The following is a 20,361-nucleotide window of genomic DNA, read 5'->3' as shown; positions in this document are numbered from 1 at the left end:
TGACTACAGCCTGGGCAATAACGAAAATCGGCTTGTAAGGCTGTTTCGCAGTTTGGGCAGGTGGAGGTAGAAAGGTGCATAAGTGCGCAATAGGTAACCCGTTTGAGAGATGAGAAAGCTACATGCCTGCTTGGCAATTCTAATAATAATAAATTTTTGCGTCAGTCAGGCAGCTGCCCAAACTACAGACTCGATTATTGACCCCAAAATTGCGACGGTGCTGCTGTACCCGCAGGTGGGAAGTACAGTGGGTAACTCGGCGCAAACGCTGAATATCCCGCTGGTGAAAATCGACGACCAAGCTCAATCGCCGCTACAACTGGAGTTCGACGATCTGACGGCTAACTACCGTAATTTCCGGGCCAAGATCGTTCACTGCAATAGCAATTGGGTACGTTCGGTGCTGAACGACGTAGAGTTCACCTACGAGTACAACGACAATCCGGTTACGGATTATCAGGTGTCGGTAGGTACAAAAGTGCCTTACTTCCATTACAAATACACGGTTCCTCGGCTGAAGCTACCGGGCAACTACGTGCTGGTGGTGTACAATGAGCGCAATCGGAACGAGATACTGTTCACCCGTCGGTTTCGGGTGTACGCCAATCTGCTGAGCGTTAGTGCGGCGGTGCGTTTTTCGACGGATGTAAGCCGGCAGTTCAACGATCAGCAGGTCGACCTGACCATTGGTTACCGGGCGTATCAGAGTCAGGTGACCTCACCGCAGGACGATTTTAAGGTCGTTATCCGGCAAAATTACCGCGATGACCGAATGGTTACCGGCCTGCGCCCCTCTAATGTCCGCTCGTTCGATCAGGTGCTGGAATACAATGCTATCGACTTGCGCAACACCTTCCCCGGCGGAAACGAATACCGCTTTTTCGACACGCGAACGGTGCTGTCGCGGGGGAACTACGTGGAGCGGGTAGACCGTAAAGCCGACCGGACCACCGTTTTCGTGCAAACCGACCGGCCTCGCAGTGGGTTTGCCTACACCCAATTCGATGATTTCAACGGCCTGTACGTCATCGACCACCGTGAAACAGGCGACGGAGCCACCGGTGCCGATTATATTGAAACGGTGTTCACGCTGCTAGTCGACGAACTGCCCAACGCGGAAGTATACGCCAACGGAGCCTTCAATTTCTGGGCGCTTAATAACCGAAATCGTCTGACCTATGACCCCACCATTGGTGGCTACCAGGGGCGTGTTTGGCTGAAACAGGGTGTCTACAATTACAACTACGCGGTAACGGGCATCAAACCGCCCCTGACCCGGTCGGGCATTAACCTGGACGGGAACGAGACGCTGATTGAGGGCGATTTCTCGCAAACCGAAAACGTGTACGAGATCTTTGTCTACAACCGCCCCCCCGCTTCCCGCGCTGACCAGCTGATTGGGTATTACACGGTTAATTTCGGGCAGCGGCGCTAGATCTTTAGGCAGGGTGCATAAGGTTGCTTTGCCGATAGGAAATCAGGTGTAACTCCGCAAGAATCGGGTTGGCTTTCGTGGGTATTCCGGCAATTTTTGTGCGTACAACACCTACTTCTATGACCAACAGCCACACGTATACCTACGAGCAGGTCGCCCGCGCTATCGATTACCTGACTGCCAATTTTCGGGAGCAGCCTGCACTGGACCAACTCGCCGAAACGGCCAACCTAAGCGTCTTTCATTTTCAGCGGTTATTCACGGCCTGGGCGGGGGTGAGCCCCAAGAAATTCAGCCAGTACCTGACCATCGAATACGCCAAGACCCAATTGCGTACCGGCGTTCCGCTGGCCGTTGCTGCGCAGGAGGCTGGTCTGTCGGGAACAGGACGGTTACATGACCTTTTCGTAACCATTGAAGGCGTTACACCCGGTCAGTTCAAGCAGGCAGGGGCGGGGCTGCGGGTGCAGTACGGCGTTTTCGACAGTCTGTTTGGGCCTTATGTGCTGGGTGCTGTTAACGAAAAAATTGCGGTGTTACAGTTCCTGACCGGCGAAGAAGCTAGCCAACCCAACGTACCTGAACAACTGGTGGCTACGGCCTGGCCCGAAGCGGCGCTGGAACACGACCCGGCGAGGCTGCAATCACTTGCCGGGCAAATTTTCCCGGCTGTTAACGGGACGCCAACCCAGGCAAATGAATTGCCGCTACGCGTACTACTGCGCGGGTCGGCGTTTCAGTTAAACGTGTGGGCGGCCCTACTCCGCATTCCAGAAGGGCAACTGGTTAGTTACGATCAGATCGCCGTAGCCATCGGGCAACCAACCGCTTCGCGCGCCGTTGGCACCGCCATTGGAAGTAACCCGATCGGCTACTTGATTCCCTGCCATCGGGTGATTAAAAAGACGGGCCTCTTCGGCGGCTATCGGTGGGGTGTCGGCCGTAAACAGGCCATGCTCGGCTGGGAAGCAGCACGTGTACTGGGTTGAGGCTGTAGCGTTGTCTGTAGAGCAATGTTGTCTGGTGGACAGAGCGGTATCTTTTTTCGACGTACCTTTGCGGCCTTTTTCCACTGAAGTCGTGCGGTAGGTGTGGGCCTTCGCGCGATGAATTATAGGCGCTAACCGGTATGACAACACTTTCCTGCGGAATCGATTTTGGTACATCAAATTCAAGTATAGCCATTGATCAGAATGGGGAAATCAAGCTGGTGCCGGTCGAAAATGCGTCTGTAACTATTCCCAGTGCCATTTTTTTCCAGCAGCGCGACAACAAGGCATTCTACGGCCGGATGGCCATCAACCTGTTTTTTGATCGGCAGCCGGGGCGGTTCATGCGGAGTTTGAAGCGGGTGCTGGGTACGTCGCTCATGAATCAGGGTACGCTCGTTAACGGAACATCCATGAATTTCTCGACGATCATTGCGGCTTTTCTAACCCAGATCAAGGAGAAGGCCGATTTGGTGGCCGGTCAGGAAATTGAGCACGTAGTGATGGGTCGCCCTGTCCACTTTGTGGATAACGATCCGGCGGCCGATGCCCGCGCACAGGCCGAACTCACCGCTATTGCGCAGCGGATTGGCTTCAAGTATATCGAGTTTCAGTTCGAGCCCATTGCCGCCGCTTTCGCGCACGAAGCCCGGCTCAGCGGCGAGAAGCTGGCTATCGTGGCTGATCTGGGCGGCGGTACGTCTGACTTCACGGTGATCCGGCTGTCGAACAAATCCATTTACAAAACCGACCGTTCGTCGGATATTCTGGCTAACACCGGCGTTCGGATTGGCGGTAATGATTTTGATAAAGATTTGAGCCTGGCCGCCATTATGCCCGAAATTGGGTATCGAAGTACCTATGGCGACAAAGGCCTCGAGGTGCCGCTGAAACCGTACCACGATCTGGCCGAGTGGAGCAAGGTGAACTTTCTGTATACGCCCAAACTGATCATGCAGATGAAGCAGTTGTTGTATCAATCGCACGATAAAACGCGTTTCAGCCGGTTGATAAAGGTGCTGCAGGACGAAACCGGACATACGTTGCTGGCGGCTGCAGAGGGCACTAAAATCGCGCTCACCGACGCCCTACAGCACAATGCTTCGCTCGATTTTATCGAAGAGGGGTTCGCGATTCCGGTAGGCCGCAGCCTGTTCGAAACGGCGATTCAGGAAGAGGTAGAGAAAATTTCGGCGTCGGCCCGGCAGTGCCTTCAGGAGGCGGGCGTCAGCAATGAAGCCATCGAACTGGTCATTCTAACCGGCGGGTCAACCGAAGTGCATTCGGTACAGGCTGAGTTTAAGCGCTTATTTCCCAACGCGGCCATCGCCGACGAAAACAAGCTGTCCAGCGTTGGCCTGGGCCTCGCCTATGACAGCCGGAATAAGTTTAATTGAGTCTTCTGTTTACTGTCTTCTGTTGCCCTGCCAGTCAATCACAAGGTGATTTAGCAAGGCAACAGAAGACTTAAAACTTAGAACGTTTACGCCAATACCATCGTGAGCAGCTGCTCCAGGATGTAGCGGCCGTCGGTATTGCCCAGAGCGGGGTCGGCGGCGCGTTCGGGGTGGGGCATCATGCCGAATACGTTGCGGCGGTCGTTGGTGACACCGGCAATGTTTTCGAGACTACCATTGGGGTTAGCCGCGTCGGTAATGTTGCCTGCTTCATCGCAGTAGCGGAAAAGCACCTGTCCATTGTCGTTCAGGCGGGCCAGCGTGTCGGCATCCGCGAAGTAACGGCCATCACCGTGGGCAATCGGAATCCGGTAGGCCCGGTCTTCGAGGTTTGCCGTCAGGAGTGACTCGGTCGACTGCGGTTTCAGGTACACGTTTTTGCAAACATATTGCTGGCTGTTGTTTTGCAGCAGCACGCCGGGTACCAGTTTTGCTTCGGCCAGTATCTGGAACCCGTTGCAGATACCCATCAAATAACCACCCGCATTGGCATGGGCGATAACTTCGTTCATGATCGGAGAAAACCGGGCTACAGCCCCCGTACGCAGGTAATCGCCGTACGAGAAGCCACCGGGCAGAATAATCATATCGCAACCCTGCAGGTCGTGGTCTTTATGCCAAAGTTTTACAACTGGCTGACCCATCAACTCAATCGCATCAACTGCGTCCTGATCGCAGTTGGAACCGGGAAATACAACAACGCCAAATTTCATACTGCAAAAATAAGCCTAAAAAGTCTGGAAAGTCTGAAAAAGTCGGTAGTTCTCAGACTGTAAATTACCCCACCGATACGGCCTGCCCGTTGGTGACGGTAGCTTTCCCTTTTTCGAAGGTGAGGTCGAGACGGCCAAGGTTGATACCGGCAAAACCCACCTGATTAACCCAGATAGGTTTACCGTCGGCATTATTGACCGACACCGGCGCGTCGAGGAAGGTGTGCGTATGCCCCCCGATGATGAGGTCGATGTCTTTACTTTTGCCCGCCAGTACCAAGTCTGAAACGGTACTGTCGGCGTATTTGTAGCCCAGATGCGACAGGCAGATCACGTAATCACAATGCTCGTCGGTGCGAAGTTTGCGAGCGGTAGCCGCGCTGACGTCGATAGGGTCCAGGTACGTTGTTTCTTTGTACAGGTTGTCGGGAATAAGCCCTTTGGGTTGAATACCCAGCCCGAAAACGCCTATCCGGACACCCTCTTTTTTGAAGACACGATACGGCTGGGTACGTCCGTCCATGACCGTGTTTTTGAAATCGTAGTTGGCAATCAGAAAGGGGAACGAGGCTTTGCCGAATTGATCGCGCATGTTATCGATACCACCGTCGAAGTCGTGGTTGCCGATGGTGCCTGCATCGTAGCCGAGGCGGTTCATGGCCAGAATTTCCGGCTCACCTTTGTAGAGGTTGAAGTAGGGCGTTCCCTGAAAAATATCGCCAGCATCGAACAGCAACACGTTCGGGTTCTGGGCCCTGATCTGCTGCACCAGCGTCATGCGGCGGGCAATGCCCCCGCGTCCGGCGTTGCGGCTGCCGTCCATCGGAAACGGGTCGAGGCGGCTGTGCACATCGTTGGTGTGCAGAATGGTGAGCGACGTAGTTTTCGGCCCGGTGCTGGCAAGCAGGTCGGGTAGGGGCAGGGCACCCACAACGGCGGCTGCGCCCACATGCTTCAAGAACTGGCGTCTAGTCGAGTGTGATGCGTCCATCTACTTTGGGAGTTAAGGGTTGACCTGCTTTACCCTGCGTGCGAAAATAGTCGATCAGGGCGTCGCGGATAAGGTAATTGACGTTGTCGCGGGCGGTAATAGATGTCAAAAAGTCGGCTCCGCTTCCGCCGTTGGCGATGTAGTCGCTCATGGCAACCGTGTATGTCTCGCCGGGAACAATGGCCCGCCCGTTGCCCAACGTAGCGCTGGTAATGGCTTTATTGGCGATGTGCACCCGCACGCCGCTGACAACGAGTGCTTCGTCGTTGAGCGCAAAATGAGTCAGAAACTGCATCAGCTGGGTTCCGGTGAGGGTTAGCACCACCAACTGATTATCGAAGGGCATTACTTCGAAGATGTTGCCCGTTGTGACAGACCCGGCCGGTAAGCCGTTCCGAATGCCGCCGTAATTAAGGTGTGAGACGTCGATCGCCTTGCCATACCGTTTGCCTGCCTGAACCAGTAATGCGTCGGCGAGCAGATCGTCCAGCGCACTTTCAGGCGCTTTTTTTTCGAGACGCTCAGTAAGCGTCACCAGCGTCTCGTTCATGCTCTTTTCGAGGTTCTGCTTGTAGGGGGCCAGCCAGCGTGCCATACTGCTGTCGGCGGCCACTGTGTTATCGACGGTAAGCCGATTGGTCTTCTGCCCCGTGAGATGGTAGCCGCTTTGGCAGCCTGCCAGCAGGAGGGTAAAAAGAAGGAGCTTTTTCATGTAAGTTGAGTTTGATGTTTGTGGTTTGACGCTGCGCTGCTGCATCACCACACTTGCAGAGAAGCAACGCAACATCAAACCGCAAACATCAAACTGATTATTGATTCGGTAGCACGACGGTTTCCCACCAATAACGGCGGATGGTTTCGAAATAATTGAGCCATTGTGCTTCGCCAATTGGTTTAGAGATGAATGAGCTGGCACCAAGCTGGTAGGCTTGCGCAATATCATCCTCTTCCCGGGAAATACTCAGCACCACCACCGGTGGCCGTACTTGGGCCGGTATCTGTTTAACTTGACGGAGGAACTGCCAGCCAAACTCAGCTTTGGGTAAATAAAGGTCTAATAAGATTAATTTAGGCGTTGAAATTTTATTGGTGACACACTCGTTCAAGTACGCGATAGCCTGATCGGCCGAATCGGTGAAAATAGGAGTGGTATTGGCTAAACTACGCTGAATAACGTATCGTAGAAGCACCTGATGATCAGGATTATCTTCAACAACTAGTAATGTTTGGTTACGATTGGTCGAATTCACAGATGTTGGGACTCGTTAAAAAAGTGGAGATAGCCATTGGTTAATGGCTATCTTGGTGGAGTGTAGTCAAGCAAATATAAGGGGTCTTTAGTAGCTTTGACTATGGTCCATTTGTAGGCACAAGGTTGATAAAAACGACTGAAAAGCCCTTTTTAGTTTATTGATGGTTACTAATTGACACGCTGAACACGTACTTTCTCTTATGAAATTAGTTAATCATTTGTTGAAATCGTAAAGTACTTAACTACGAATTTATTCACAATACCATTTGTACACAACTATGCTCGACCAGGCACCTACGCAGGGTACACAACTGGCGCAACTGGCAACATTTTTATTAAGTCGGCGAGAGGCTATTATGGGAAACTGGCGTACTATCTGTGAAGATGATGCCAGCCTTAGTATTGTTGAGGGCCTAACTCGCGAAGAATTTACCGATCAGGTACCGTTGATGCTGAACACTCTGGAAAAGCGACTTCGTGCCCAGGTTGAGATTCCGTCGCCTTATCAAATTGCCCGGGAGCACGGCCTGCACCGCTGGCATAAGGGGTATTCATTGCACGAGTTACTTACTGAAATTGCTCATCTTCACAATATACTGCTGGCCGAATTACGCCTTTTTTGGGAGCAATACCCAGTTACTGAGTCAGGTGTGTTGTTAACGGCTCACCAGCAGGTGAGTTCGCTGATGCACGAAGCCATTGGCGGAAGCATTGCCCAGTACGACGAGTTTCAGAAAGCAGAGGCTGTTGAGCGGGCGGTTAACCTGCAACGAGCCCTCGACAATGTGAATGAACTGGTACGGCAGCGCGGGGCAATGCTCCGGGTGGCTTCGCACGATCTGCGCAGTAGCTTCAGCGTAATTCAGGGCGCGGCCTCGCTGCTCGACATGCCTGATAATACCGAGCAGGAACGCACGGAGATGCTCCAAATTCTGAACCGTAACTTTCCGCGGCTGGCGTCTATGCTGACCGAATTGATGGATCTGGCCCGGTTGGAAGCTGGCCGCGAGGTGCTACAGGTAAAGCCCTTTGACGCGGCGCAGTTACTGCGAAATCTGGTCGAAGCCGCCCAGCCACTGGCCAAGGAGCGTGGGTTGTTTTTGAACGGTGACGGGCCTGACCAACTGGCTGTTATGGGTGATCCTAATAAAATAGACCGCATTGTACAGAACCTCCTGACCAATGCTCTGAAAAGCACGAATAAAGGGCAGGTATCAGTGTCATGGTCGCGCGAAAACCAGTTTCGGTGGCTGCTCAGTATTCAGGATACGGGGCCGGGGCTATCGGCGGGTTCTGCGCTGTGGTTATCCGATCAGCTTCGCCCAGCGGTTGAATCTACAGCGGTATTCAATGAAAACACCCCCAATATTTCACCTGGCCCCCAACCTGCCCCGGCCATCGGGCTCGACTCAGCTCAGGCGGGCGAAGGGGAGGGAATTGGTCTTTACATCGTTAAACGCCTGTGCGAGCTGATCAACGCCAGCCTCGACGTTGAAACGCGCATTGGTACCGGCACCATCATTCGGGTTCGGGTTCCGGTTCACTATACGACCTAACCAACCGGTTGTGTTAGGTACGTTCAGGCAAAGAAGAACATGATCCAGACCATCAGGCTGGTGAGCAAACCTGCGTAGAACAGGTCAGACTGGTAAAAAGGCCGTTCATCGTCGGTGCGGCGGGCGTACCAGATAAACAGGCCGACCGTGAGCAATGCGCCGGGCCAGGCGGCCAACTGCGGCGTTAACACCTGCCACAGCACCAGTGCGATCAGTGGTCCCTGAAGCAGCAAAAAACGACTCAGTGCACCGCCCATCCCGCTGAACGACACGGTGAGGTCGTGGGTGTCGGCGGTGCCGTTTCGTTTGTTGAAAAACAGGCTCAGGCCAAAGATCAGAACAGAGCCGATGACGAAGATCAGGAAAACGCGATACAGAAAATTGAGCGTTGGGCCAAACGTGTCGCTCACGCCGGGTACGTTCACGAGGATATGATCGTAGAGAAAGTCGCAGCCGAAGCCAATCAGCGGGGAGCACACAAGCACAATAACGGCGGCGGCGGGGTTGGTTTTGGGCCACAGAACACCCCAGAAAAACACGACCACCAGCCCAGGTTTCAGGTACGATGTCTGGTTAGCCAGGATCAGAAAAAAGTTGTCCGATGAGTTGGGGTTGTACGTCGTATAGGCCAGTCCGGTAGCAATGGCGCACATCAGCATCACGCCCAGTTGCCCGAAGCGCACCGTCAGTTTATCCGATGCATTGGGGCTGATGTACTTGCGGTAAATATCGTAGGCCATCATGGTCGATACGGAATTCATCATCGAGTAAATGGCCGAGAAAATGGCGCACATCAGGCCCGCCAGAATCAACCCAACCAGGCCGTAGCCGACCGGTACCACGGTTTTCAGCAGCATCAGGAAGGTATCGTCGGGCTTCACCACATTCTCACCAAACCGGCTTCGGAACAGGTAAAACGCCGCCGACCCGGCACCGATGGAAAAGAAGGGAATGATCAGTTTCAGAAAACCCGCCGCCAGTGAGCCCAGCCGGGCATCGCGTTCGGTCTGGGCGGCCAGTACCCGCTGCACCTGGTACTGATTGGTCGTCCAGTAAAAAAAGTTGAGGATGGTGAGGCCCGTAAAAATACCCAGCCATGGCAGCTTGGGGTGGTTGGCGGGTAAGTACAGATGCATTTTGTTGGCCCCCACCTGATCGATCTTTAGCAGGCCCGATAGCCCGCCAATTTCGGGTTGCAGGTACGTCAGCGTGCCCATCAGCAGCACCGAAATCAGCATGATCACCGTCAGAATGTTATCGGCAATCACCACCGATTCCATGCCGCCGAATACTGTAAACAGGATGGTGACGCCCGCAATGACGAAGATGCCCTGCAGGTACGTTGGCTGCATGGCGGTGCCTTCGAAAAGAATACCCAGCGTGCGGCTGCCGATATAGAAGCCGCCAATGAGCTGAATCATGATGAAGGCAATCATCAGCACGGTATACACCAGCCGCGTTTGCGAACTGTAGCGCCGCTCGAGGAACTGCGACAGGGTGAAAAACTGCCGTTTGCGATAGATTGGGATGAACACGTACACCAGCACCAGAATGGCCGGAATGGCCCACACTTCGTAGTGACTCTGCGCAAACCCGATGGAATAGCCGACACCCATCATGCCAATGATTTGCTGCGCGTGGATGTTGGTGCCAAAAATCGATCCGGCTACCGAATACCATTTCAGCGAATGCCCCGCCATGAAATACTCGTCGGCGCTTTTCTTTTTTAGGCTGGAATACAGACTGGCCACCACCAGAAACAGCAGCAGCAACACAACGACAACAAGGTCAACGGTACTCAGTGATTGTAGCATGGGGTGGGGAAGCGGGCGTGTGTTGCTGACCTGTGTGTCGCTTTCGCCAGATGTTGCTTTCGCTGTAGAGACGCAAGGATGCGTCTCTACAGGGTCAACGAACCGGTGGTTAGGGGGGTGACGGGTGTGGTGGTGGGGGTACGTCCCTGTTCTACCGACAATTTCACGTTGGGCAGGTGAGGCAGTACGTGTTTGCCAAACAGTTCGCACTCTTCGATGAGCGGGTAGCCCGACAGCACAAACGCCCGAATGCCCATGTCCATGTACCGGTTCAGCTTCTCAATGATTTGGGCCGGTGTGCCCACCAGCGCCCCGCCGCAACCCGACCGCGCCCGGCCAATACCTGTCCAGAGCATGGGTTCGATGAAGTCGTCGGCGTCGGCGTTTTTGCGGAGTTCATCCTGCCGCAGCACTCCCGCCGACCGGGAATCCTGAGTGCGGTGCTTCAATTTATCGGCCACGTCGGCGTCGAACTGCGACATCAGGGTTTTGGTGTAGGCGCGGGCTTCTTCTTCCGTTTCGCGCACAATCACGTGTATCCGCAGGCCAAAGTCGATGCTGCGGCCGTGACGGGCGGCGCGTTCGCTGAGGTCCTGCATGGTGGCGTAGATATTTTCTTCGGGTTCGGGCCACATCAGGAACACGTCGCAGTATTTGGCGCACACCTCCTTCGAACCGGGTGAAATGCCGCCGAAGTAGAGCAGCGGACCACCGTTTTGCTGGTACGGCTTCACGGGTGCGGCCGACATGCTGATGTTGCCGTACACCTCACCGTCAAACTCGATGCGGTCCTGTGTCCAGGCCTGTTTCAGAATCTCGATGACTTCCTCGCAGCGTTTGTATCGGAGTTCGTGGTCTTCTTTCAGGCCGGGCAGGTCAGAGTTAATGATGTTGATCGTCAGCCGCCCTTCCAGCATATGGTCGAGTGTGGCGATGTGCCGGGCCAGCATCGGTGGGTGAATTTCGCCGGTTCGTACCGCGGCCAGCATCGAAATGTTACTCACCTGCGGGGCCATTGCGGCGGCGAAGGGCAGCACCTCCTGCCCCACAACGTAGGAAGTAGGCAGCAGGATATTCTCGAAGCCCATCCGGTCGGCCGTTTTCATAATGTCGGCACAGTGGACATAATTGCTCCGCCGGTCGGGGTCGATAGTGCCCAGAAAAGCCGTATCGCCTCCGCAGAGGTCGTCGAACCAGGCCACTTCGCAGATCCGTTTGGTGGTGCGGGCCGGTACCGGTTGAATGGGTTCAGTGAGCATACTTACAGGGAATACCACTTGGGTGTTTGAAGCGGCGCGCGGCGGCCCTGCGCTTTGGCGGGAGCCGGGCCGTAGTTGGCAGAGAGGTAATCGAGCACCGGTTTTTCGGTCTCGCCGAGGTTCCAGAGCTTATGGTATTTCTGCATCCAGCGAATGCGCTCTGTCCAGCCCGCGCGGGTAAACCGGTGCTGCATAATCAGCTTGGTGGAGTGGCAGGAGGTGCACTGCGCTTTCACCAACATCAGGTTCGGCGCGTCGATCAGGCCACTTTCGGGGTCGATCTTCACGGTGTCGGCCACCAGAGTAGACTGGGTACGTGCCGGCGTGGGTACGTCCCGGAAACTGGCTAGACTGGTGATGAGCAACCCGAGGATAACAACGAGATAATGCGGTTTCATAATAGATAACGATTTATGGGCAATTTGGCGAAAGAGGGGAGCTGTAGCTCTTTTTTACACCAAATCGCCCTTTTTACACCGCTTTCACGGCAATGCGGTGGCAGGCATTGTTGAGGTAACCGCCGGGGTTCCACTGCGGAATGACCATTGGCTGGGTCACACCCGCACTGTCGGTCGCACGTACCCAGACTTCGTAGTAGCCTTTTTTGGGAAACGATACTTCGGCCGTCCAGCGTTGCCAGGCGAGGCGGTTCTTGGGTGGTTGCACAGAGGCGGTCTGCCAAGTGGCCCCAAAATCGATGGACGTTTGCACACTGGCAACGGCCCGATCGCCCGCCCAGGCGTGGCCCCGCAGCGACAGTGGCTTTTTCAGGTCAAAGATGGCACCGGTAGCCGGAGCTGTCACCAGTGACTTCACCGGCATTGACTCGATGATCCGGAAATTCTCGGGCGTTTCGGGGATTTTTTCGCCGGGCTGAACCGGGTTGATTGGCACTTTGTAGCTATGCCCTTCCATCTTGGCCCCATCGTGAAGTTTGTTGCGCACGGCCACGGTATGCAGCCATTTGCCCGAAACGGAGGCGGGCCAGCCGCCAATGACCAGCCGGAGCGGGTGCCCGTGAATCAGCGGAATGTCCTGCCCGTTTACCGCCCAGGCAATCAATGTTTCGTCTTCAAGAGCCTTTTTCATAGGTACCCCTCTGGAGATGGCTACTTTGGTTGGATCGAGGCTCAGGTGCGGGTCTTTGCCGTAGTAACCAATGTAAACCGCGTCGTTTTTGAGCCCCACTTCCGCCAGAATATCCTTCAGCCGAACACCCGTCCAGGCGGCGCAGCTCACTGCGCCCTGATCCCAGGGGTTACCGGTAGTCTGCGGCTCGAACCCCGACCGGCCATTGCCGCCGCACTCCAGCACCAACTGGTAGGTGTAATGCTTGAAGCGTTTTTTAAGGTCGGCCAGCGTGTAGGTTTTAGGTGCTTTCACCGACTCGCCGTTGATGGTCAACGTCCAGGCGTTCGGGTCGGCGGGCGCGTCAGGAACAAGGCCGTTGTTACGGATAAACATTTTGCTGGTCGGCGTCACGGCATCGTCGAGCAGGTGAATGGGTGTCTCTACGTTCCAGGGTTTGTCACCCAGCACCTTCATGTCAGGCGTTTTACCGTCGAGCGGGTTGTAATCGAAACCTAGTGGCCGGTAATGGCGAGGCATATGGTTGGCAAAAACAACCTCGGCCCCAACCAGCGTAGTCAGTGAAGCCAGGGCACTTTTCCGGAGAAACCCCCGCCGGGTATGTATGTTCTTGTTCATGTTGTAGAGGTTAGATACGCCCCCGCTGGAGCTACGCGCCGATTAGCTCAGATACACCGAAACGACTAATTGGCTTCGCGATTTACTAATCAACGTCTGGTATCGGCTATCCGGCATCCGGTTTACTACTGCTTGACCACTTTAAATACGGTTCGCCGGTCGTTTGCCTCGACGGTAAGCAAATAAACCCCGGCTGCATACTCGCTCAAATCAATGTCGTGACTCAGTTCGGTAAGCATACCCGTGCTGCGGGTTTGTAGCCTGCGGCCGGTGGCGTCGGTCAGGTGAATGATAACAGAGCGGGGCACCGGCAATGTTCCTTCCAGACGTACCCGGCCCGTTGTTGGGTTGGGCATCACGCGTAGCGTTAGGGGAAGAGCTGGGTCAATGGCGAGCGGGTCGGTGGTGGTGAGCACCGCCTGCCCCGACACGCGCCCAGTCCCGCACTGCTGGTTCGATACGCCCAGCAACGTGTAGGTCGTGGTAGCGTCGGGACGTACCCGGTATTGAAACGGTGACGTGTTGACCGTTACCGTTTCGAAGCCATAGATGCTGTTATTGAGTGACACAGACCACGGCCCGGTATTATTGATGGTAATAAGCACCGGCACCAGCTCGCCGCGCAACAGGCTGGTACTGCCCGAAATGGTGGCCTGCAGGGCTGGACGAACGGTCAGGAACGTACCTGAAGCCGCCCCCAACACGTTGGGGTTCGACGCACCAATGCGTACGCGGTAGCCCGAAGCGGCACTGACATCGGCCGGTAAAGCCGCTGAGAGTGTGGTGGCGTCGATGGTTTGCGTGGGCAGGGCGCGGTAGTTTTGCCCCGTGCTGTCGGAGAGGTAAATCGTGAACTGGTTGTTGGCCGCAAACTGACCTTTCAGCGAGAGCCCAACCCGGATGGAGCCACCCTGACAAACGCCTGTAACGCCACCCTGTGGCCCCAGTGTCGCCACCCGTATCTCGGTCGCCAGCGGCGGCAACACCGTAACCGACACCACGCCGCTCGCCCGGCCTGTGCCGCAGCTATTGGCTACGCGGGCAATCTGGTAAGTGATGTTTTGTTGGGGTGAAAATGTCAGGATGTTGTCGGTTTCGAAGAGGGTCTGTGTGAGACCGTTGGTGAGCGTCATCGACACCGGCAGGTAGCCCGCCAGCACCCGAACGCCTACCGACACAACCTGATCGTTATACTGAATGCTACTGCCCCCCGCAATAACCACGTTGGGCCGTTCGCCGACGGTGATGCTCGGAAAATCGTTGTAGGCGGGCAGACCGGGGGGCAGCGACACCGACACCTGATACGTACCCGGTGCCAGTGAACTGTCGATCGGAATAATCAGTCGGTCGACCTGCCTGGTTGACTCGCCCACCCGAATACGTACCCCGGCGGCGTTGGTCAGGAAAATCGTGAAGCGGGCATCGGCCGGAAAATCACCCGCCATCTCGTAGCTAACCGTGGTCTGTTCACCGGCATCGCGGCAGAGCTGGGTCTTGTTTACCGTCAGCGACCGCAGGCCGGGCCGGTACGAAATACGGACCGCGCCCGCACCGGAACCGAACCCGCAAAAGGCATCGTACACCGCCGAGATGCTATACGACGTTGGCGTGACCCCGGTGGCATAGAGCGGCACCTGGGCAGGCACGTTATCGATCGAACTGTAAGGCTGGTCGTTGATGCGGTAATAATAGCGGGTCGGGAGCGTTGTGGCTGCCTGGTCGGCGGGGTTCGTCAACTGAACCGTCACGCTCGACTGGTTGGCTTCCAGTACCACCGCCGTCTGGTTGTTGGGCGGGGTCAGCTGTAACCGGGCCGGTCGGTAAACCCGAAACGTGGTCGTAGTAAGCTGGCTGTAAAACTGGTCGGCTCCCAGCGTACTCAGCACCCGAACCGTATACGGCGTACCGACCGACAGCGAAGCGGGTAAACTGGCCGCCAGCCGATTACCCGACAGGCGAGCCGATAAGGTCTGGATGACGTTGCTGTTCAGCAACACCTGAAGGGCGTGTGTGGCCTGGGCTGGTAAGGCACCCTCGACCAGCAGATGGGCCACCAGCGAATCGCCCTCGCAATAGGTGCGTTTCTGAAGCAGCGGCTGAATGGCAAACGACTGCACCCGCACCGTAACCGTGCCGACTCCCGCCGCCACAGCGCAATTGTTCTGCACCGATCGGATGGTGTAGGTCGTGGTTTGTGTGGGGCGTAGGGGTACGTCGGTGCTGATAGCGTTGAACGAAACCGTCTGGCCGTCAGACAGTACAACCCGGGTGGGGGTAGCCACGCTGTTGCCCCCTGACAGCAACCGAAGCTGCGCCGCTTCGCCCTGACGAACAACCGTTTCGGTGCCGCCCGTTCCAGCGACCGAAAGCCGTACCAGTTGGGCCGCATCGAGGTAAACGAATTCCCGGGCGGCACTCTGCCAAACCACCGTACCCGACGCCGGGCTGCTGACCACCCGCAATTGAAGGCGGCTGTAAACAGTGAATCCGCCCGGAATCGTCACGGTGATAGGGCTGCCGGTACCGCTAGCCAGAAACCGACCCCGAAACAGGCCGTCGTCGTCTGTTAGCTCAACGCGGTAGGCTGATACCGCGCCTACCGCACCCACTGTGGAGAACGCGACCGAAACAGTGGTGCCGGCACAAAGCTGACTGGGAATAGGCCGCATGAACAAGCCGGTGGTGTCGCCACGTACCTGCACCGACACGTTTCCCTGCGCTGAGCCAACGCCGCAACTGTTCTGCACTGACACCACCCGGAACGTACCTGATTGGCTGGCAAGGGCTTCGAGCAAAACCGAGCGGCTTTTTTGCCCGAAGCTAACTTCACTGCGCACATTCATGCGGGTACCGTCAGACAACAGCACTTCGGTAAAGGTTGTGTGGCTGACGAGGCTGGCGGGCAACGAGACCACCTGCGGCCGGTTTACGGTCAGGGGCGTTTCCTGAAGCAGCAACTGGGGTTTGTCGGCCACGGCCAAGAGTTTCTCGTAGGCATTACCCGTTCGGCCGCCGCGCCCCAACTGGCCGTAAAACGAACCTGCCCCCAGTTGTCCCGTACCGCTGTAGGTATCGTTGGTCAGGTAATCAGCGGGTAGCGCACGAGCCACTACGGTAAGAATACCCGTATTGGGCTGGCTGCCGGTAGTTACCTGCTGCACGGTAAAGTCGATAATGCCGCCGCTCAACTGGTTGTTGAGCAGGGAGGTGCCACCCCGGAAACTATAACTGCCCGCATCGGTCGACAGGGGTTCGTTGGTGGAGAAGTAAACCCGAAGGGGTTGCCCGGCGCAGATCGACAGGCTCGACAGGGAATCGATCTGGTAGCCGGTCTGTACCGTCAGGGTGGCGCTGCCACTGCCTGCTTCGGCTCCGTATACGCCACAACCGGTGCTGACCGACCGAACGGTGTAGGTTGTTGTTTGCGTTGCCCGAACCGGTAACACGCGGTCGCCATCCTGATTCAGTGCCGAGATAGGTATCACGGTACCGTCGCTGAGAGTAATGACGCCGACGCCCAGCCCGGTTACGTTGGCCGTTAGCTGTCCCACCTGGCCGTAACCCACCGACGTATTGCCCGACAGCCGTACGCTGGGGGTACGTTGCAACACGATCGGGCTGGCGATATCGCCGAGCGAGTTCCGGTAGTAGGCCGATAAGTTGGCCCCATCGGCATATAGCCGAAGCTGATACGCCCCGGTCTGGGCTATACCGGCGGGTAGTTGAACGCGGAGTGGACTGGTGCTGCCCGTTGCCGAAAGCGTATAGGCGGTCGCCTGCGGGCTGAGGGGCTGCAGGTCTACTTTAAACATAGTGTTGGCGGGTATCGGCCGGTCTGTCGAAAAGAAAATGTCGAGTGGTTGCCCGGCACATGGTTCTGTGGTCGACAGTCTGGTAACGAGCAAACCTGCCGACCGTACGGTTGCGCTGGCGGTTCCGGTGGCGCGTCCCGTTCCGCAGCGGTTGGTGACCGAGGCCAGTTCGTAGGTTTTTGTCTGGTTGGGGTACAACAGCAGGTTGGCCTGGCTCACATCGTCCAGGTCGCGGGTGGTGCCATCGGTAAACAGCAGCGAATACGGCCCGCCGCCGGTCAGCGATACCAGCGCAGCCAGTGGTTCGCCTGGATTAATCGACACGTCGGCCGTAGAGGCGCGCAGTAACGAAGCCGACGGCAGCCCGTTTACGCGCATAGGCACGGTGTTGCTGATCGACTGTGGCCGGTTGGCTTTTACCCGAACGGTATATTCGATGGGATGGGAAGGTGTATTAGGCGGTATTTGGATAAACGAGCCAGTGGGTAGTACGTTGTCGGTTGTGGTGGCCAGTATATTGTTAAACTGATCGACCAGCTCGATTCGAAAGGTATTGCCCGCTTCAAACGGCTCGGCGACGGTAAAACTGACGGGTACAGTTGCGCCGGCGCACAACGTCTGGGAAACGCTGCCTAACTGAATGCGTTGCCCGCTGGCTCCCAGAGGGAGAAGCCCGATAACGAGCAGGAGCCAACCAGAGAGGATATCTTGTAAACGTTGATGCACAGGTATGGGAATGAATAGGGACCCGAAAATTAGCTAATTACCTGTAGAACCCGATTTGTACTGGCGAACAATAAACACACTTAGTTACTTTATGCACTACACGGTGGTAGACAGCGCCTGGAGGTCCTACTTTCCGTGTTAATCGTCAAGCTGCATCCCTCATTTATAACCCCTTTGGTAATGACACTTAACCTACTTGATACCGCAAAAGGCTACTTCACCGATGCCGTTATCAGCCGCGTAAGCAGTTCGTTGACGGAGAGTCCGGAAGCGATTCAAAAGGCATTGACCGGCGTACTACCCATTGTAATTGGTAGCCTGATTGCGCGAAGCCATACCCCCGATGGCCCCGACACATTGACCGAACTCAACCAGGAACTGGTAACAGACGACTTAACGACCGACGATCCGGAGGCGTTGCTTGTCAGAGGCGGTGGCATCTCTACGGCCCTTTTCGGAACAGGTGCAAGTGCCATCAGCACTACTCTGGCGCGGTTTGCCGGCATAAAAGATCAGTCAGCCACCAGTTTGCTGGGCATGGTGGGAGCGCTGTGTGTCGGCCTGCTAGGTCGCCAGTTTATGGGCCAGGGGGGGGACGTACCTGGTGGTAATCTAGTGGGCTGGCTGAGCAGCCAGCGTGAAGCTGTCTCGGCAGCCATGCCGGCTGAACTAGCCCCGCTAATGGGCGACACTACCGATACCAGCGGACTTGGTAATCTGCTTGGTGGCCTATCAGGGGCGGCTAGCTCGGGAGTAACCGGAGCGGCCAGCGCAGTAGGATCTGCTATGGTGGGGGCTGGCGATCTGCCGCCTTTGCCCGAACGCCCGAACCGGGTAGCAAGCACGCCCGCCTATAGCGATACCCTGGCCGATCAGGGGAAACGGACTACTGTGTGGCCGTGGGTCGTGGCGGCCGCTGTCGTAGCCGGACTGCTGTTCTTTTTCCTGGGCGGCAACGAAACCGATACAGACACCATTGCCACAACAAATGATACCACGGCGGCGTCGGTGCAGGATGCAACGGCCGTCTTGGACTCAACCGCCACCAGCACCGGCCCCCTGGTCGACTCGGCCAGTACTGCCATTTCTGCTGCCGCTGATAGTATGGCGAAGGCTCTCGCTGCCTCGGCAGCGGCGCTGGGTACGTTTGCCCCGAAGAAACTCCCCGATGGTATTGAACTGAACATCCCGGCCAATGGCATCGAGAACAAACTGATTGCCTTCATCGATGACCCGGCGAAGATGGTCGATCAAACTACCTGGTTCAACTTCGACCGGGTGCAGTACGAAACTGGCAGCGCCAAATTGAAACCCGAATCGCGTGAGCAGTTGCAAAACATCGCCGCTATCCTGAAGGCATACCCCGCTATTGCGCTCAAAGTAGGTGGCTATACCGACAACACGGGCAACGCGGCGGCCAACAAAACGCTGTCGCAAAGCCGTGCCGAAGCCGCCGTTGCCGAATTGGTACGCCTGGGTGTAGATCCCGCCCGCCTCGAAGCCGAAGGTTATGGTCAGGGGCACCCTGTGGCGTCGAATAAAACAGACGAAGGCCGCGCCCAGAATCGCCGCATGGCCGTTCGGGTGACGAAGAAGTAAGAGGAGCGGTGTGTACGTTCGAAACGCGGGTGGCGTGGGTTGGCGGTGGGGTTCAATTCTCCGCCAACCCACGCCAACCGCACCATACACGTCCTTTACAACAAACAACCCTTGGTCAGTAACTACTTTTTCTCCAGTGCTGCCAGCATTTGCTCGGCGACGAACTGGTTGCCGGTCTCGTTGAGGTGAACGCGGTCGGTAGTGAGTATACCCCGCTCTTTGTTGCCAGCGTTGTTTTTGAGGTTGTAGTCTAAAAACGCCTTACGCAAGTCAATCAGCGGGAGATTCTGCTGAGTGGCAATGGTCCGAATCAGGTTGCTGTAGGCGTTCAGATCACCATCTTGCTCGTTCGAATTGTCAGTGCGCTCACCAATACAGGCGGGCGTACACAGAATAACCTTGCTGCCACCCGCCTGTATTTTGCGGATCATCGCTTCGTAGAACTTCACGAATTTGGGCGCGTCGGTGCCGGTGCCACTGGTGCTTTTATGCCATACATCGTTCACGCCAATGTAGATCACAACCACGTCTGGTTTCAACGCCAGTACATCGTCTTCCATACGCAGGTATAGGTCATACACCTTGTTACCGCCAATGCCTTTCCCGATCAGTTCATAGTCGGCCGCGCGGTTTTGCTTCGTCAGCAAGTCCTGAATTTTAGTGATGTAGCCCCCCGGTTTAGCACCGGCTTCGGTGATCGAATCGCCAAAAAAGACAACACGGGTAGGTTTGGTAGGGGCGGTAAATGCCAGTAACAGAGGCAGGAGGAGAAAAATAGACTTCATCGGATAACTTGGTTTATTGATGAAAGACAAGGGCGTGTAACACTTAATTATACGGCATCGTAAATAAGCAGTGGTCTTTGGGTGATCCACACAGCTAAGGCCCCTCTGCTCAGTGATGGCGCCAGGACTGGACAGCCCAAACCGGGTAACGGCGGTAGGCTGTCCAGTATCTTTTTTACGTTCTAACGTACTTATAATTAAGGTCTAATCTACCTCTAAGGTCACAACACTATTTTTGCGCTACTAAACCAGTCAGGCTACAAAGG

15 protein-coding genes are annotated in these 20,361 nt (G+C 55.9%); 5 read left to right on the top strand and 10 right to left on the bottom strand.

What is annotated here, in order from left to right; translation table 11 throughout:
- The first annotated feature begins 109 nt into the window (after nt 1-109).
- The 3 genes from F7231_RS10655 (at nt 110) to F7231_RS10645 (ending at nt 3,821) form a co-directional block, all read left to right on the top strand.
- Nucleotides 110-1,435, top strand: coding sequence for a type IX secretion system plug protein (locus F7231_RS10655; protein WP_166691867.1), 1,326 nt, complete (start codon nt 110-112; stop codon nt 1,433-1,435).
- 119 nt (nt 1,436-1,554) lie between these two features.
- Nucleotides 1,555-2,424 (top strand): methylated-DNA--[protein]-cysteine S-methyltransferase, encoded by an 870-nt coding sequence (locus F7231_RS10650; protein WP_166691866.1) that lies wholly within the window; start codon nt 1,555-1,557, stop codon nt 2,422-2,424.
- A 140-nt stretch (nt 2,425-2,564) separates the two neighbouring features.
- The gene (locus tag F7231_RS10645; protein ID WP_166691865.1) at nt 2,565-3,821 is read left to right on the top strand and encodes an Hsp70 family protein; all 1,257 of its coding nucleotides are present in this window, start codon (nt 2,565-2,567) and stop codon (nt 3,819-3,821) included.
- A gap of 86 nt (nt 3,822-3,907) precedes the next feature.
- On the opposite strand, the gene purQ is transcribed toward F7231_RS10645, so the two are convergent.
- The 4 genes from purQ to F7231_RS10625 all read right to left on the bottom strand — a co-directional run bounded on the left by purQ (nt 3,908) and on the right by F7231_RS10625 (nt 6,835).
- Entirely contained in the window at nt 3,908-4,594 is a 687-nt protein-coding gene (gene purQ, locus F7231_RS10640) for a phosphoribosylformylglycinamidine synthase subunit PurQ (protein WP_085411041.1), read from the bottom strand.
- Nucleotides 4,595-4,658: 64 nt separating this feature from the next.
- The gene (locus F7231_RS10635; RefSeq protein ID WP_166691864.1) at nt 4,659-5,585 is read right to left on the bottom strand and encodes a bifunctional metallophosphatase/5'-nucleotidase; all 927 of its coding nucleotides are present in this window, start codon (nt 5,583-5,585) and stop codon (nt 4,659-4,661) included.
- Nucleotides 5,563-6,297, bottom strand: a complete 735-nt coding sequence (locus tag F7231_RS10630) for a 5'-nucleotidase C-terminal domain-containing protein (protein WP_166691863.1) — start codon at nt 6,295-6,297, stop codon at nt 5,563-5,565. Before F7231_RS10630 ends, F7231_RS10635 begins: the two co-directional genes overlap by 23 nt.
- A 97-nt stretch (nt 6,298-6,394) precedes the next feature.
- Nucleotides 6,395-6,835: a response regulator gene (locus F7231_RS10625; RefSeq protein WP_085411038.1), complete on the bottom strand. Its 441-nt coding sequence runs from the start codon at nt 6,833-6,835 to the stop codon at nt 6,395-6,397.
- A gap of 280 nt (nt 6,836-7,115) precedes the next feature.
- Here F7231_RS10625 and F7231_RS10620 point away from each other — a divergent pair, with 280 nt between their 5' ends.
- Entirely contained in the window at nt 7,116-8,393 is a 1,278-nt protein-coding gene (locus F7231_RS10620) for a sensor histidine kinase (RefSeq protein WP_085411037.1), read from the top strand.
- Nucleotides 8,394-8,416: 23 nt separating this feature from the next.
- Here the strand turns inward: F7231_RS10620 and F7231_RS10615 are convergent, their stop codons facing one another.
- The 5 genes from F7231_RS10615 to F7231_RS27720 all read right to left on the bottom strand — a co-directional run bounded on the left by F7231_RS10615 (nt 8,417) and on the right by F7231_RS27720 (nt 17,711).
- Nucleotides 8,417-10,207, bottom strand: coding sequence for an SLC5 family protein (locus F7231_RS10615; RefSeq protein ID WP_166691862.1), 1,791 nt, complete (start codon nt 10,205-10,207; stop codon nt 8,417-8,419).
- A gap of 86 nt (nt 10,208-10,293) precedes the next feature.
- A complete protein-coding gene (locus F7231_RS10610; RefSeq protein WP_166691861.1) occupies nt 10,294-11,466 on the bottom strand; it encodes an LLM class flavin-dependent oxidoreductase in 1,173 nt (390 codons plus the stop codon).
- A 2-nt stretch (nt 11,467-11,468) separates the two neighbouring features.
- The gene (locus tag F7231_RS10605; protein ID WP_166691860.1) at nt 11,469-11,864 is read right to left on the bottom strand and encodes a hypothetical protein; all 396 of its coding nucleotides are present in this window, start codon (nt 11,862-11,864) and stop codon (nt 11,469-11,471) included.
- Between the two features lie 73 nt (nt 11,865-11,937).
- Nucleotides 11,938-13,173, bottom strand: coding sequence for a sulfite oxidase (locus F7231_RS10600; RefSeq protein ID WP_166691859.1), 1,236 nt, complete (start codon nt 13,171-13,173; stop codon nt 11,938-11,940).
- 125 nt (nt 13,174-13,298) lie between these two features.
- Nucleotides 13,299-17,711 carry a T9SS type A sorting domain-containing protein gene (locus F7231_RS27720; protein WP_166691858.1) on the bottom strand — a complete coding sequence of 1,471 codons (4,413 nt, stop codon included), beginning with the start codon at nt 17,709-17,711 and terminating at the stop codon, nt 13,299-13,301.
- 180 nt (nt 17,712-17,891) lie between these two features.
- On the opposite strand from F7231_RS27720, the gene F7231_RS27235 reads away from it, so the two are divergent.
- Complete coding sequence (locus F7231_RS27235) at nt 17,892-19,310, top strand: OmpA family protein (protein ID WP_208295574.1); 1,419 nt, start codon at nt 17,892-17,894, stop codon at nt 19,308-19,310.
- A gap of 122 nt (nt 19,311-19,432) precedes the next feature.
- Here the strand turns inward: F7231_RS27235 and F7231_RS10585 are convergent, their stop codons facing one another.
- The gene (locus tag F7231_RS10585) at nt 19,433-20,095 is read right to left on the bottom strand and encodes an SGNH/GDSL hydrolase family protein (protein WP_166691857.1); all 663 of its coding nucleotides are present in this window, start codon (nt 20,093-20,095) and stop codon (nt 19,433-19,435) included.
- Between the last annotated feature and the right edge of the window lie 266 nt (nt 20,096-20,361).

This window comes from Fibrivirga algicola (assembly GCF_011742925.1).
GTDB classification, from domain to species: Bacteria; Bacteroidota; Bacteroidia; order Cytophagales; family Spirosomataceae; genus Fibrella; species Fibrella algicola.
Note: the sequence above shows the minus strand (reverse complement) of the source record. Positions and strands in the feature narration are given on the sequence as shown.